Raw genomic sequence first — 13,465 nt, forward strand, 5'->3', positions numbered from 1 at the left:
GCGGGCGGGGAACACCCCTGACCCGAGACGTACACGGATAGTCCAGGGGGTCGAGACCGGGTCGTCCCGAGGGGCGATGACCGGCGGCACCCGCGACGGCAGCTTGGGGCCATGATGAATGAGAAAAGAGTGAGTGGACGTCAGTTCGGCTCACGAGTAAGGCGTTTCGCCTCGGGAGCGCTCGCGCTCGGGGTGACGTCCGCGCTGCTGACGGCACTGGTACCCGGCGCGGCACAGGCGGCGGACTCGGAGGTCGACCGGGGCGGCTGGACCGCCAGGATCAGCCGGACCGAGTACGGCGTCCCGCACGTCCTGGCCCACGACTTCGGCGGCCTCGGCTACGGCTACGGGTACGCCTTCGCCCAGGACAACCTGTGCCAGCTCGCCGACCAGGTGGTCACCGCGCGCGGCGAACGCTCGCGCCACTTCGGCCCCGACGGCCAGTCCGTCGACCGGGTCGGCAACCTGGTGAGCGACACCTACCAGCAGGGCGTGCTGCGCACCGGAACGGTGAAGCGCCTGCTGGCCACCCCCGCCCCGCTCGGCCCGACCGACGAGGCGCGGCAACTGGTCGACGGCTACGTCGCCGGATACAACCGCTACCTGCGCGACACCGGCCCCGACCACCTGCCGGACCCGTCCTGCCGGGGGAAGGACTGGGTCGGGCCGATCACCGCGGACGACGTGTGGAACATCCTCTACGAGGTCAACACCATGTCGGGCAGCGCCGCCGCCAAGCAGCAGATCGCCACGGCCGTCCCGGGCGCGGGGGACGCGCTCGCTTCCGGAGCCGCGCCCGCCGCCGGGGCCGCGCCCGCCGCTGGGGCCGCGCTCGCTCCCGGGACGTCCGAGGAGGCGGCGGCCGTACCCCTGATCGGCGCTCCCGGCCGATCCGCCGACAACCCCGAACTCGGCAGCAACGCCTGGGCGATCGGGCGTGACGCCAGCCGCAACGGCAACGGTCTGCTGCTCGCCAACCCCCACCTCCACTGGGCCGGACCGGAGCGTTTCTACCAGGCCCAGCTGACCATCCCCGGCGTCCTGGACGTCGCCGGCGCGGGACTGTACGGCATCCCCTTCCTCCAGATCGGCCACACCCGCGGCCTCGCCTGGAGCCACACCACCAGCTACGCGGACCACTTCGCCCTCCATCGGCTCACCCTGGTACCCGGCGACCCGACCGCCTACCTGGTGGACGGCAAGGTCGAACGGATGGTGGAGGAGAAGGTCCAGGTCGCCGTCCGGGCCGCCGACGGAACGCCCTCCACCGTCGACCGGACCGTCTACCGCTCCCGCCTCGGCTACGTCCTCGCCAACGGCTGGACCGGGCAGTACGCCTACACCTTCGGCGACGCCAACGCCGAGAACCTCCGCTCGCTGAACCAGTGGCTGGCGATCGGCCGCGCCCAGAACCTCGACCAACTGCGCCAGGCCCAGCGCACCTACCAGGGTCTCCCCTGGGTGTACACCACGGCCGTCGACTCCACCGGCACCACCTGGTTCACCGACGCCTCCGCCGTCCCCCACCTCCCCGACGAGCAACTCGGCCGCTGCCTCGCCGCGGTCACCCCCCTCGGGCCGGTACTCGACGGCTCGACCACCGCCTGCGACCCGGGCAGCGACCCGGACGCGCTCGTGCCCGGCGTCTTCGGCCCCGCCAACCACCCGAGCCTGACCCGCACCGACTACGTCGCCAACGCCAACAACGGCCCGTACCTGACCAACGCGGACGCGCCGATCACCGGCCTGCCCACCGTCTACAAGGGCGCCTCCGAACGGATGCTGCGCTCGCAGCTGAGCCTGCGCATGATCGCCGACCGCCGGTCCGGCACCGACGGCCTCGGCGCCCCCGGCTTCACCCTCGGCTCACTCCAGGCGACGATGTTCGGCAACCGGGTGCAGAGCGCCGAACTCGACCGCGACGACGCCGTGGCCCTCTGCCGCGCCCACCCGGTGATCGCCGGCTCCGACGGTACCCAGGTCGACGTCCGCCCGGCCTGCGACGCACTCGCGGCCTGGGACACCCGGGCCGACGCCGACAGCCACGGCACCGTGCTCTGGCAGGCCTACCGGGACGCGCTCGCACGCACCGGAACGACGGCCTGGCAGACCGTCCCCGCCGACCCCGCCCAGCCGCTGACCACCCCGCGTGGCATCGACGCCGCCAACCCCGACGCCCAACGCGCCCTGGCCGACGCGGTCAAGGACCTGGCCACCCGAGGCCTCCCCGTGGACGCCCCGATCGGCAGCGTCCAACGCTGGGCGGGCACCCCGCTGCACGGCTGCTCCCACCAACTGGGCTGCTTCAACGTGCTCATGACGGCCGGGCCGGACTCCGGCACCGGCGGCGGCACCTACCCGACCAACCTCCGCACCGTCCCGCACGGCACCAGCTTCGTGATGGCGACCGAACTCACCGACCACGGCCCGCGCACCCGCACCCTGCTCGCCTACGGCGAATCCGCCAACCCGGCCTCACCCCACTTCACCGACCAGACCCGCGCCTACGCCCGCAAGCAGTGGATGACCGAGCGCTTCACCGAGGCCGAGATCCGCACCGCCCCGGGCCTCACCATCACCACCCTCCGGCGCTGACCCCGCCACCGCCACCGACCACACCCCGGGCGGCCGCCGTTCCCGCAACGGCGGCCGCCCTCGCGCGCGGACCTGGCCGGGCACCCTCGGCAACAATCGGGACGCCCCTCCGCGCAGTACGCCGAGATCGCCGGACAGCAGCTGCGAGCAGAGCCGGCCCAGGACGACTACGTCCGCGCCGGCCCGGAGGCGTGACGAGACGGCTCCCCACCGCGAGAGGGGCCGAAACCACTGCTCCAGCCCCCTTCTCCGCCCATGAGAACTCCTCCACCGCCCGCCGGATTACGGCTGCAACCCCCGCGAACGCGGGGCCGGCGTCGGGCATGAGATCCGCATCAAACAGGAGCTGGAGCAACCCCCGCGAGCGCGGGGCCGACGCGTTGTCCGCCGCCCACTGCCCGAACACCCGGGAGCAATCCCCGCGAGCGCGGGGCCGACTCCGAGATCGGATCGTCCGCCAGGAGCGGCCGGGAGCAATCCCCGCGAGCGCGGGGCCGACCCACCCGCCGACCGCAGCCGAAACCCGGTCCAGGAGCAATCCCCGCGAGCGCGGGGCCGACCTCACGGAGGAGATCTTCAAGCGCAACCCGCGGGAGCAATCCCCGCGAGCGCGGGGCCGACGCTTCCAGGGCCACCAGGTAGGCGCCCTGGGCGGAGCAATCCCCGCGAGCGCGGGGCCGACGGGGAGAACGCGGCGCACTGGCGGAGGAACGGGGAGCAATCCCCGCGAGCGCGGGGCCGACGCGGCCACGACCGTGGTCACCAGGCCACCCCAGGAGCAATCCCCGCGAGCGCGGGGCCGACCTCCGCGACGTCCTGGGTGAGGCCGCCGAGGCGGAGCAATCCCCGCGAGCGCGGGGCCGACCGTAGGTGAGAAGCGAGAGCACTTGTCGATGAGGAGCAATCCCCGCGAGCGCGGGGCCGACCTGCCCGCCAGCCTCACCGGCATCGTCACCGCGGAGCAATCCCCGCGAGCGCGGGGCCGACGTGGGGTCCGGGGCCCGGGACAGCCTCGCGCGAGAGCAATCCCCGCGAGCGCGGGGCCGACACTTTCTGACCTGCGGCGATCCTCGTCAGAGGGCGCCGATTGATTCAGTTCGATTCGGTAGGCGATCCGTAGCAGCGATCATGTGGTGTCGTCATTTCTTCTTACTGCCAAGCCACTTGTTGGTACTGCGTTCTAGGCTCCCGAAGCCTACTCGCAGATGGAGATCGGGACGATGGCTTGGGGTCGCCAGCTGTGGGACCCGTCCCAGGTCAAAGGTAGGTTGGGCGTGTTGTGTGTTGGGCGGCCGGGCGGGTCATGGGGCGGCGTCTGTCCGTCCGCCTGACAGCTCTGTCCCGTATTCGGTGGTAGCGCTCTGTGGTGATCACTGGGGTAGCGCTCTGTGGTGATCACTGGAGGAGCATGCGGTGTCGGAGCAGGGGGAACCCGGCCCGGCCGTGCATCTGTCTCATGATCCGCTTGGTTCGTGCGTTGACGCCCTCGGTGCGGCCGTTGTGGTACGGGGTGGTGAGTTCGGCGTCGGCGTCGGCGCGGTCGAGTTCCAGGCCGTTCGTGAAAGAGTGCAGGTGAGGCAGGTCGATGCACCGCACCGCAGTGATCCAGGCCGTGAGCTCGGCGCCATTGCTCTCGGCCGGCGTCAGCAGTTTGGCGAATTCTCTGATCAGCCCGCTGAGTTCGGTCATCTCGGGGCAGGACTGTGCGAGTTCCCCCAGCAGCTCGGTGTCCATGTCGCGCAGGTTCTCGGGTCGGCTGAGGAGGAGTCGGGCGAAGCACTGCGGGGTAGTGACGGGTCTGTTGCCCTCGGCGCGGCCCTGGGTGAGGTAGCGGACCAGGAGGTTCCCGCTGCCGGTGTATCCCGGTTCCTTGATCTCGCGTAGGAGGTGGGTGACGGGCACTGCGCCTCCAGCAAGCCGACGGCCCGGACCAGCCGCTCCAAGCCATCCTGCTGGGCGGCTTCGCTGGCACCTGGCTGAGCCTCTCCCACTCGCTCGACCTTCCGTTCAGCCGGCAGGGGCTCGCCCCGAATGCCGCGCCCGGGGCAGGCGTCATCGCTGCCCTGTCGCAGGACGCCTGCCCCCTCGCCGAGACCGCCCGCATCCTCGCCTACCTCGCCGCCAACGGCGCCCGGCAGTGCGGGCCCCTGCCTCTTCGGCCTGCCCGCCGTCGCCGACGACTTCACCGCCCTCGCCGACGGCCACGCCATCCCCGACCTCCTCGACCTCCTAGACCGCCTCCACCACCGGATCCGCCTGCTGCCGGGACGCGGCGCCTGCCGCCACCCCGACGGCGCCGCCCGCCTCGCCGCCAGCGCCCTCACCACCTTCGACGCCGATGTCGACCACCACCTGCGCCACGGCCACTGCCGACGCCCCACCACCCTGCCCGTCCCACCGGCCACCCGAACAGAGCACTGGACATGACCGCCGACGGCCACGAGACCCTGCGCATCGACCGGATCGCCTGCACCGGCCACGGCCAGTGCGCCGAACTTCTCCCAGAACTCATCACCCTCGACGAATGGGGCTACCCCGTCCAGCGCGACGCCACCGTCCCGCCCGACCCGCACGCCCACGCCCGCCGTGCCATCCGGGCCTGCCCACGACTCGCCCTGCGCGCCGGCTGACGGTGACCCACGTCGTGCCCCAAACGGCCGCCCCGAAACGACAGCCGGCCGACTCCCCACGAAACTGATCTTGAAGACCGGACAGGAGCACCCGACCCGATGACCTTCTTCGACAGGCTCAACCCCCACCGGGAAAGCCACGCCGCCGGCCGCGCCGGCTGGCTGCGCGCCGCCGTCCTCGGAGCGAACGACGGCCTCGTCTCCGTCGCCAGCCTGATGGTGGGCCTGGCCGCCAGCGGCGCGAGCACCTCCACCGTCGTCACCGGCGGCCTCGCCGGCCTCTCCGCGGGCGCGATGGCCATGGCCGCCGGCGAGTACGTCTCCGTCAGCTCCCAGGTCGACGTCGAAACGGCGGACCGCGCCAAGGAAGCCCGCGAACTCGCAGAAGCCCCCGAGGCCGAACTCGCCGAACTCACCGCCATCTACGAGCACCGGGGCGTCCCCCGTGACCTCGCCCGCCAGGTCGCCGAAGCCCTGCACGAGGCCGACCCGCTCCAGGCCCACCTGCGCGACGAACTCGGCCACAGCGAGCACACCGCCGCCAACCCCCTCCAGGCCGCGATCGCCTCCGCCGCCAGCTTCCTGCTCGGCGGACTCGTGCCCTTCCTCGGCTTGTTCGCCGGATCCCCCACAGCACGGTTGTGGCTCATCGTCGCGGTCACCCTCTGCGGCCTCGCCCTCGCCGGCGTACTCGCCGCGCGCGCCGCCGGTACGACGGTTCTCCGGCCCGCGGTGCGGGTGGTGGTCGGTGGCGGGCTCGCGATGGCGATCACCGCGGCCGTCGGCCAGATCGCCCACGTCTCCGGCGTCTGATCCGCCGACCGGTCCGATCGCCCGGCACTCCCGACGAGCCGACCGACCTGCTGAGGCCGGCTCGCGAGTGGGGACGCGGCCCCGAAGGACGGCGTCGCGAGCCCGGAGGACAGGGGCGCGAGCTGAGCGGCGGCCGAGGGCAGGGACGTGGACGGGTGCCGTGCCGCGGCCGGCTCACCGTGGTGGCGAGCCGGCGATTGCTTCCGGTTCCCGTCAAAGGTCGGCCAAGGCCGGGGTCAGGCCTTCTTGACCACGCTGGACTTGAGCTGCATGGCGCCGAAGCCCTCGATGCGGCAGTCGATGTCATGGCCGTCGACGCCGTCGACCAGGCGGATGTTGCGGACCTTGGTGCCGGCCTTGATGCCGGAGACGCTGCCCTTGACCTTGAGAGCCTTGATGACGGTCACGGTGTCGCCGTCGTTCAGCACGTTGCCGACCGCGTCCTTGATGACCCGCTCGCCGGCGTCGGGCGACGCGGCGGAGTCGCCCTCGGCGGGCACCCACTCGTGGGCGCACTCGGGGCAGACCATGAGGGCGTTCATCTCATAGGTGTATTCGCTGGAGCACTGCGGGCACGGGGGGAGGTTGTCGCTCATGCGTTCAGGACGTCCAGTCGTGGCGGGGCGTTTTCCGGGGCCAGCGGGCACGGAAGGGGTCAGTGACGGTTGCCGAGGGCGAAGAGCAGGATGACGAAGCCGGCGAACAGGTGGGTGCCGAGGATGTAGACCGAGGCGCGGATGAGCATGGCCTTGCGGCGGCTCTTCTCGTCGCTGGTGCTGTCGCTCATCGGGGCTCCTGGGCGGGTGCGGAGTGGCTGTCTTCTCGGGGCTGGGGGCGGATGTGGAGGCGTCGGCCGGTGGTCGCGGCTTCGGCGAGGAGGGTCTTGAGGGTGGGTAGGTCGACGGTCTGCGGAGTGGTGGGGGCGCCGTGGTCGTCGTAGGAGGTAATGGTGAAGCGCAAGGGCGGTGTTATCCCGGGGTCGTGGTGGGCGTGGTGGGCGGGGTGAGCGGGGTGAGCGGAAGGTGCACGAGGACGGTCTTGCCACCGCCGGGGTCGGGCCGGACGGTCACTCCGCCACCCAGGTGGCGGGCGAGGTCGGCGACGGCGGCGAGGCCGCCCGTAGCGCCCTCGGGCGGGAGGTCGAGCAGGCCGGGGTGGCTGTCCTGGACGGCGACTTCGAGGTCGGTGTCGGTGACGGCGAGCAGCAGTTCGAAGAACGGGGAGCGGTGTGCCGCGTGGCGGACGGTGTTGGCGACCAGTTCGGTGACGGCGAGGACTGCGGCGTCGTGGACGGTGGTCCTCGGCCGTACGCCCCAGCCGGTGAGGACGGTCACCGTGATGCGGCGGCTCACTTTGGCGGCGAGCCAGGTACTGGCCAGGCTCATCCGGTACTTCCGATTCCGGCCGGATGGGGCGGCCAAGGGCGGGACGCGGTCAGCACGACGGCCCCGGTCGTGCCAGCGGCGGATCACCATGGCGCCTCGGCTCGGATCAACGGGCTGCTCCTGCGGCGAGGGGGAGATCAGCGGACTCGGTCTGACCGTGCAGGTGGTCGCGGGCGTAGGCGATGGCGTCCGGGGTGGTGGCGAACACGTGGCCGTCCGCGCGGAGCCGGTCGAGAATGCCGAGGGCGTCGAGGGGTCGGTGGTGTTCCTCGCGGATGCCGGAGACGAGCACCAGGGTGCCGCGGCGCTGCAGTTTGGTGATGGCGTCGCCGAGGACGGTGGCGCCGCTGGCGTCGATCGCGCTGACCCGGGACATCCGCAGGATCGCGACCTTGACCTCGGCGGATTCGGTGAGTTCCAGCAGGAAGCGGTGGGCGGCGGCGAACAGCAGCGGGCCGTCGATGCGGTAGGCGACGATGTGCTCGGCGAGCAGCGTCTGTTCTTCGGCGTGGTGGTCGGCCGGGGGAAGGTCGGCGTGCAGCGGGACCTGCTCGACGCGGGCCGCCTTGGCGATGGCGGCGAGCGCCAGGACGCCGGAGACGAGAAGGCCGACCACGACGGCGGTGACCAGGTCGAAGGCGAGGGTGGCAGCGGCGGTGAGGGCCAGGACCGCGGCCTCGCCCCGTCCGGTGCGGGCGAGCGCGCGCAGCGAGCCGACCTCGACCATGCGGACCGCGGTGGCGATCAGCACCCCGGCCAGGGCGGCGAGCGGGATCCCGGCGACCAGGGGAGCGGCGGCGAAGACGATCACCGCCAGGACGGCGGCGTGGACGAGGGCGGCGAGCCGGGAGGTGGCGCCGGAACGGACGTTGACGGCGGTGCGGGCGATCGCGCCGGTGGCGGCGACGCCGCCGAACAGCGGGGCGGCCAGGTTGGCCAGGCCCTGGCCGAAGAGTTCGCGGTTGCTGTCGTGGCGCTCGGACACGCTCATCGCGTCGGCGGCGGTCGCCGACATCAGCGATTCGAGGGCGGCCAGGGCGGCGACGGCCAGGGCCGAGGGCAGCAGGGCGGGTACGGCGGAGAGGTCCAGGAAGCCCAACGAGGGCATGGGCAGTCCGGCGGGCAGGTGGCCGATGGTGGCCACCGGCAGGGCGGTCAGCTTGGCGAGCAGGGTGGCGGCGACCACGGCGATGAGGGAGAACGGCAGGGACGGCTTCAGCCGCACGCCGACCAGCATCACGGCCGCGACGCCCAGGGCGAGCGCGAGCGCCGCCCAGTGCGGTGCGGCGGCGAAGTCGTGCACGGCCCTGGCCGCGACGACGGCCGGGTTGTCGCCCTCGGGCTTCTTCACCCCAAGCGCGCCGGGCACCTGCTGCAGCGCGATGACGCCGGCGATGCCGACCGTGAAGCCCTCCACGACCGGTACGGGGACGTACGCCATCCAGCGCCCCGCCCGTACCAGCGCCAGCGCGACCAGGATGACGCCAGCCAGCAGCCCGACGGTGAGCACACCGCCGGTGCCGTAGCGGGCGACGATCGGGACCAGGACGACGGTCATGGCGCCGGTCGGCCCGGACACCTGGAGGTTGGAACCACCGAACACGGCGGCGAGCGCACCGGCGACGACGGCGGTTGCGAGGCCCGCCTCGGCGCCCGCGCCGGAGGAGATGCCGAAACCGAGGGCCAGCGGCAGCGCGACGATCGCCACCGTCAGACCGGCGAGCAGGTCCTTGCGCGGCGAGCGGCCCATGGTGGTGAGGATCTGCCGGGTGGGCAGGACGGCACGCACCCGGTCGAGGACGGCGTGGGCGACACTCATGCCCGGACCTCCTTGACCGCGGTGGTGGCCGCGGTCAGTTCGCCGAGGAGCTGGCGCTGGCCGGTGATCATCTCGCCGAGGATGCGGCGGGCCGCCCGCAGCAGCCCGGCGACGTCCGGCGTGCTGAGCGCATAGACGACGGTGTTGCCGTCCCGGGTGGCGGTGACCAGGTTGGTGCGGCGCAACACCGCGAGCTGCTGCGAGAGGCTGGACGCCTCGATGTCCAGAGCGGCGAGCAGATCGCGCACCGGCAGCGGGCCGTCCTGCAACAGTTCCAGCACCCGGATGCGCACCGGGTGGCCCAGGGTGCGGAAGAACTCCGACTTCGCCTGGTACAGCGGGACGGCCATGATTCAGCCCTCTCCTTGCTCTTCTTCTTCCCCGGCGGTGCGCGGGACGTCGATGCCGTAGTCGGCCGCGATCCGCAGCAGACCCGCGACGCGCCCGGCATACGCCTGGGCGCCGTCGTCGTCCCCGTGCTCTCGGGCTTGGCGCAGGGCTTGGCGGGCCTGGGTCAGCTGCTCGCGCAGCTCCTCGTCGAACACCGCGGTCACGACCACCCTCCCCGGCCGCCGGCACGACGCCGGAGGCACCTTGTACCGATCCAACAGGATGCCAGCATGTATGAACATGAAGAATTTTTCAAATCACTTGTTTCGCATGTGATGAATTCCGGCAGTGATGATCTCTTGTGATCGGTGGCGGTCATCGGGCTGACGAGGCGGCGCTTGCTTCCTGCGCTCGGTGCGGACCTGGTCGACTCCACGAGCGGGATGGCGCTCGGTATGGTCGGGGATTCCGCGGGCCCGGACCTGCGGCTCGCCGCGGCCGGCGCCACCGACGTCGTCCGCGCACATCAGCGGGCGACGGAAGCCCTGGGGCTGCACCACCGGGAGGTGCTGGAGGACGGTCTGACCACCCTCACCCACCAGTACCACCTGGTGCGCCCCGCTCACGTCGCCCGGCGGGAAGGACCTGTTCCTTTATTCGGTCCTCTGTTTGGTCCTCGACCGCGCCCGCGCGAACGTCGCCAGGGCCCGCCACCACGTGCGGCGCATCGACCCGGAACTGATCGTCTGAGGCCAGGCGCTCGGCACGCGCGGGCGGTTCAGGTCCTGGTGGGCCGCTCGGGCCCGGCGCGCAGGCCGTCGAGGAGTTCGGCCTGGCCGCTGATGACGCCGCTGAGGATGGTGCGCGCGACCCGCAGGAGCTCCGCCACCTGGGGATTGGTGAGGCGGTAGTGGACGGTGGCGCCTTCCCGGCGGGTGGCGACCAGGTTGGAACGGCGCAGGACGGCGAGCTGCTGGGACAGGTTCGAGGCCTCGATGCCGACCTCGGGCAGCATCTCGGCAACGGCGTACTCACGCTCGCTCAGCAGTTCCAGGACGCGGATCCGCGCGGGATGCCCCAGCGTCTTGAAGAACTCCGCCTTCAACTGGTAGAGCGGCGCGCCCATCACGGGAGGCGGGGTGGGCGTTCCGGCGTTCACGTCGTCACCGTCTCCATCAGGCACAGCATCTTTCAAGGGTTGACTTTAGCAACCAGATGATCGACTCGGCTGCTCGGGCCGGTCAGGACGCCGTGAGGGCAGCGACGGCCGCTTCGAGGTCCGGGAACAGCCGGATCACGGACAGGGCGGCGGCCGTCGTCAGGACATGGGCGCCGCGTTCCCTGAGGCCGCACACCGCCAGCGGGCCGCGGTCGGCCGGCAGGCGGCCGGTGGCGTCGAGGATCGCGTCCTCGCCCGAGCAGTTCCAGCCCCTCAGTGCCGCCATGTCGACCACCAACGGACCGGAGCAACGGGCGACGGCCCAGTCGAACGCCCCCTGGAAACGGTGCGTCGCGTCCTGGCCGAGGAAGCCGGTCAGTGTCATCACGCCCACGTCGCGCTGCGTCGCGAACTCCCACTGCATGCTCACCGCCGCCCCCAGGCACAACTCCGGGGGCGGCGGCGAGCGGGCATGCGCCCCTCGCGACCAGCAGGGGCGGCCAGGAGAGAAGAGCGCCCGCAGCGCCCGCACGGGCCGCGCCCACCCGGCACAAGGCGACACACCACCACTGCCCGTACCGGGTACGGAGCGGACGGCGCCGCCGTGCGGCACTGCGGTGAGATACGCATTCCTTCTCCTGACCATGCATGCAATTGACAATGTTAGCAACTGCTAATGTCATCATGCGACAGCCCACCGGAAGCGTGCTGCCCGCGGCGTCAGGTGTGGTGGCTCCGGGGCTGAGCGAGCGTCAGTGATGGACCGGCGGTTCCGGCCGTTTAGCTGGTCCTTGCCGCGTTCTGGGCGGGCCCGATGGACCGGGGTGGCTGTAGCCGTGCGGTTGTGTCAGGCCGCGTGGCTGAACAGCGGGTTCGGCAAGGGACCGGCGAGGGCGTCGGCGCCGCAGTGGGTACGGGACTCGGCGAGGTGGAGCCTTGTTTCGATGGTGTGGACCGCGGCCATGGCGACATCCCAGGTCAGGTGACGGGCTTTCCCGAAGTCGCCGCGAAGCGGCGGGCAAATCGGTGTGCTGACGGGCGAGCCGCCGGGTCATCAGGGTGAACGCCGTCCAGAGCAAGCGGACTCGGAACGGGCAGGCAGCCGTTCGTGGTCGCGGAGGTTGCGCCGGGCCCGGAGCGACCGGCCCAGGACGCGTTCGACGGCCCGGCGCCGGGACAGGATGCCGGTGGTGGCCGGGAGTTCGCGAACATGCCGGTGAAGGAGCCCCGCGGCAGTGGGGCCGAGGAGTTCGCCGAACGCTCCACCCCGGCGTGTTGCCGCGGAGCCCGGGCACGGGTCCTGTCACGTCATCCAAACGTCGGGCGGAGGGTCGGCTGCCGGTCGCGGGCGCCGAAGGGGCGGGTCCGTAGGTCGCCGCGTTCGCTCGTCCGGGTGAAGAGAGGCCGATTTCGAGTCTGCGCTTGTCGTCAGAAGTGATGGTGCTCTTGTCAGTCGGGCAGAGAGGGGGAGTGTGGTGGAGCGTCTTCTGGCGCCGCACGAGGCGGCCATCGCCGCGGCCGGGGTTCGCCTGGTCCTGCACAGCGAGGTCATCGGAGAACTGGACGAGGAGGTCCTGTCGCGGGCGCTGGCCCGGTTGGTGGCCTGCTATCCCCTACTGGCCGGCGCGATCACCGCGCCGGACGAGCAGGGTCGGCGGCTGGTCCGTACCCACCCGACCGGCCCCGGACCGGTCCTGGGGCGCGGCGTTGATCTGCACGAGGAGATCAACGCGCCCCTCACCTGGGAGCAGGGCCCGCTGCTGCGGGTCACGTTGCTGCGCGAGCCGAACCGCCAGGGCCGCAGCAGGTTGGTGATGACGTTGCCGCGGGCGTTCGCCGACGCGATGAGTTACCAGGCGCTCCACCGGCGCCTGTGGTCCTTCTACGCCGACCTGGCCGCCGGTCGACACGTGGCCGTGGACCCCGTCCAGCCGGTCCTGGGCCCGGCCCTCGACGATCTGCTCGCGGCCCGCTTCCCCGCGCGGGAACTTCGCGACTTCGTCGCCGAGCGGGCCCGGGTGGATACCGAGTCCCCGCCGGCGCTCCTGCCCGCCCACGCCTCCCTCAACGGCGGCCCCGGCACCGATCCGAGCTTCCGCGTCATCGGCATCGACGTCGACGCCGATCGCTGCGAACGGCTCGTACAGCGCGCCCACGAAGCCTCCCTCACGGTCAACGCGCTGGTCAGCGGAATCCTGCTGACCAGTCTGCGCACCCTGTTCCCCGCCCGCGGGCCGATCCGGCTGCTGTGCACCACGGCCGTGGACATGCGCCGCAGACTCTCCCCACCGATCCCGACCGAGGTCCTGCAGTCGGCGGCCACCACCACCTCCATCCGCCTCCTGGTCGACGACCACGCCCACCCGGTCGACGTCGGACGCGACCTGGACGCCCGACTGCGCGCGGACCTGGAGAGCGGGGCCGCGGCGATGGAGCTGGCGGCCTTCCCCTACATGCTCGACCAGCACCCGCCCAGCCTGGTGATCACCAACGTGGGAACCATCGCCGAACCGGTCCTGCCCGCAGGACTGCGGATCGGCGACGTACGGCTGGCCCCGCTGGGCCACATACCGATGCTCTTCGCGGTCGTCAGCCGCTACCGCGGCCGCCTGACCGTCGACCTGGTCTACAGCAGGGCCTGGTACACCGACCTCCAGATCGACGAAGCGGCCCGTACGGCACGCGCCACCCTGCACGAGGCGGCCGGATGACGGCCACCGGCGACGCCAATAGC

Annotated in this window: 14 protein-coding genes, 2 pseudogenes and 1 CRISPR repeat array; of the genes and pseudogenes, 6 read left to right on the top strand and 10 right to left on the bottom strand. The window is 72.0% G+C overall.

Annotated elements, in window-relative coordinates; all coding sequences use genetic code 11:
* Nucleotides 1-129: 129 nt before the first annotated feature.
* The gene (locus ACIQ87_RS21145) at nucleotides 130-2,595 is read left to right on the top strand and encodes a penicillin acylase family protein (protein WP_402408858.1); all 2,466 of its coding nucleotides are present in this window, start codon (nucleotides 130-132) and stop codon (nucleotides 2,593-2,595) included.
* 287 nt (nucleotides 2,596-2,882) lie between these two features.
* A CRISPR array of direct repeats spans nucleotides 2,883-3,643; the repeat unit is 29 nt; unit sequence GGAGCAATCCCCGCGAGCGCGGGGCCGAC.
* Nucleotides 3,644-3,990: 347 nt separating this feature from the next.
* Here ACIQ87_RS21145 and ACIQ87_RS21150 read toward each other — a convergent pair.
* Nucleotides 3,991-4,518: pseudogene (locus tag ACIQ87_RS21150) on the bottom strand (transposase); the annotation flags it as partial.
* Between the two features lie 108 nt (nucleotides 4,519-4,626).
* Here ACIQ87_RS21150 and ACIQ87_RS21155 point away from each other — a divergent pair.
* The 3 genes from ACIQ87_RS21155 to ACIQ87_RS21165 all read left to right on the top strand — a co-directional run bounded on the left by ACIQ87_RS21155 (nucleotide 4,627) and on the right by ACIQ87_RS21165 (nucleotide 6,038).
* Nucleotides 4,627-5,022, top strand: a complete 396-nt coding sequence (locus ACIQ87_RS21155; protein ID WP_402408860.1) for an NADH-ubiquinone oxidoreductase-F iron-sulfur binding region domain-containing protein — start codon at nucleotides 4,627-4,629, stop codon at nucleotides 5,020-5,022.
* A complete protein-coding gene (locus ACIQ87_RS21160) occupies nucleotides 5,019-5,225 on the top strand; it encodes a ferredoxin (RefSeq protein ID WP_402408863.1) in 207 nt (68 codons plus the stop codon). The genes ACIQ87_RS21155 and ACIQ87_RS21160 overlap by 4 nt, the downstream gene beginning before the upstream one ends.
* A 99-nt stretch (nucleotides 5,226-5,324) precedes the next feature.
* Complete coding sequence (locus ACIQ87_RS21165; protein ID WP_402408866.1) at nucleotides 5,325-6,038, top strand: VIT1/CCC1 transporter family protein; 714 nt, start codon at nucleotides 5,325-5,327, stop codon at nucleotides 6,036-6,038.
* A 236-nt stretch (nucleotides 6,039-6,274) separates the two neighbouring features.
* Here ACIQ87_RS21165 and ACIQ87_RS21170 read toward each other — a convergent pair whose 3' ends face one another.
* From ACIQ87_RS21170 to ACIQ87_RS21200, 7 genes are all read right to left on the bottom strand, one after another.
* Nucleotides 6,275-6,634, bottom strand: coding sequence for a zinc ribbon domain-containing protein YjdM (locus ACIQ87_RS21170; protein WP_402408869.1), 360 nt, complete (start codon nucleotides 6,632-6,634; stop codon nucleotides 6,275-6,277).
* 59 nt (nucleotides 6,635-6,693) lie between these two features.
* Nucleotides 6,694-6,825, bottom strand: coding sequence for a DUF6126 family protein (locus ACIQ87_RS21175; protein ID WP_223241548.1), 132 nt, complete (start codon nucleotides 6,823-6,825; stop codon nucleotides 6,694-6,696).
* Nucleotides 6,822-6,998, bottom strand: coding sequence for a hypothetical protein (locus tag ACIQ87_RS21180; protein ID WP_402408873.1), 177 nt, complete (start codon nucleotides 6,996-6,998; stop codon nucleotides 6,822-6,824). Before ACIQ87_RS21180 ends, ACIQ87_RS21175 begins: the two co-directional genes overlap by 4 nt.
* A gap of 8 nt (nucleotides 6,999-7,006) precedes the next feature.
* The gene (locus ACIQ87_RS21185) at nucleotides 7,007-7,423 is read right to left on the bottom strand and encodes an ATP-binding protein (protein ID WP_402408875.1); all 417 of its coding nucleotides are present in this window, start codon (nucleotides 7,421-7,423) and stop codon (nucleotides 7,007-7,009) included.
* Between the two features lie 106 nt (nucleotides 7,424-7,529).
* The gene (locus ACIQ87_RS21190) at nucleotides 7,530-9,242 is read right to left on the bottom strand and encodes a SulP family inorganic anion transporter (protein ID WP_402408878.1); all 1,713 of its coding nucleotides are present in this window, start codon (nucleotides 9,240-9,242) and stop codon (nucleotides 7,530-7,532) included.
* Nucleotides 9,239-9,592 carry an ArsR/SmtB family transcription factor gene (locus ACIQ87_RS21195; RefSeq protein WP_402408881.1) on the bottom strand — a complete coding sequence of 118 codons (354 nt, stop codon included), beginning with the start codon at nucleotides 9,590-9,592 and terminating at the stop codon, nucleotides 9,239-9,241. The genes ACIQ87_RS21190 and ACIQ87_RS21195 overlap by 4 nt, the downstream gene beginning before the upstream one ends.
* 3 nt (nucleotides 9,593-9,595) lie before the next feature.
* Nucleotides 9,596-9,796: a hypothetical protein gene (locus tag ACIQ87_RS21200; protein ID WP_402408883.1), complete on the bottom strand. Its 201-nt coding sequence runs from the start codon at nucleotides 9,794-9,796 to the stop codon at nucleotides 9,596-9,598.
* A 144-nt stretch (nucleotides 9,797-9,940) separates the two neighbouring features.
* Here ACIQ87_RS21200 and ACIQ87_RS21205 point away from each other — a divergent pair.
* A pseudogene (locus ACIQ87_RS21205) lies at nucleotides 9,941-10,322 on the top strand (hypothetical protein).
* Nucleotides 10,323-10,350: 28 nt separating this feature from the next.
* Here ACIQ87_RS21205 and ACIQ87_RS21210 read toward each other — a convergent pair.
* The gene (locus ACIQ87_RS21210; RefSeq protein ID WP_402409029.1) at nucleotides 10,351-10,698 is read right to left on the bottom strand and encodes an ArsR/SmtB family transcription factor; all 348 of its coding nucleotides are present in this window, start codon (nucleotides 10,696-10,698) and stop codon (nucleotides 10,351-10,353) included.
* A gap of 115 nt (nucleotides 10,699-10,813) precedes the next feature.
* A complete protein-coding gene (locus ACIQ87_RS21215; protein ID WP_402409032.1) occupies nucleotides 10,814-11,155 on the bottom strand; it encodes an STAS domain-containing protein in 342 nt (113 codons plus the stop codon).
* 1,051 nt (nucleotides 11,156-12,206) lie between these two features.
* Between ACIQ87_RS21215 and ACIQ87_RS21220 the strand changes: the two genes are divergently transcribed.
* Nucleotides 12,207-13,442 carry a condensation protein gene (locus ACIQ87_RS21220; RefSeq protein ID WP_402408886.1) on the top strand — a complete coding sequence of 412 codons (1,236 nt, stop codon included), beginning with the start codon at nucleotides 12,207-12,209 and terminating at the stop codon, nucleotides 13,440-13,442.
* Nucleotides 13,443-13,465: the final 23 nt, after the last annotated feature.

Origin of the sequence: Kitasatospora sp. NPDC096204 (assembly GCF_044763205.1) — a bacterium.
Lineage (GTDB): Bacteria > Actinomycetota > Actinomycetes > Streptomycetales > Streptomycetaceae > Kitasatospora.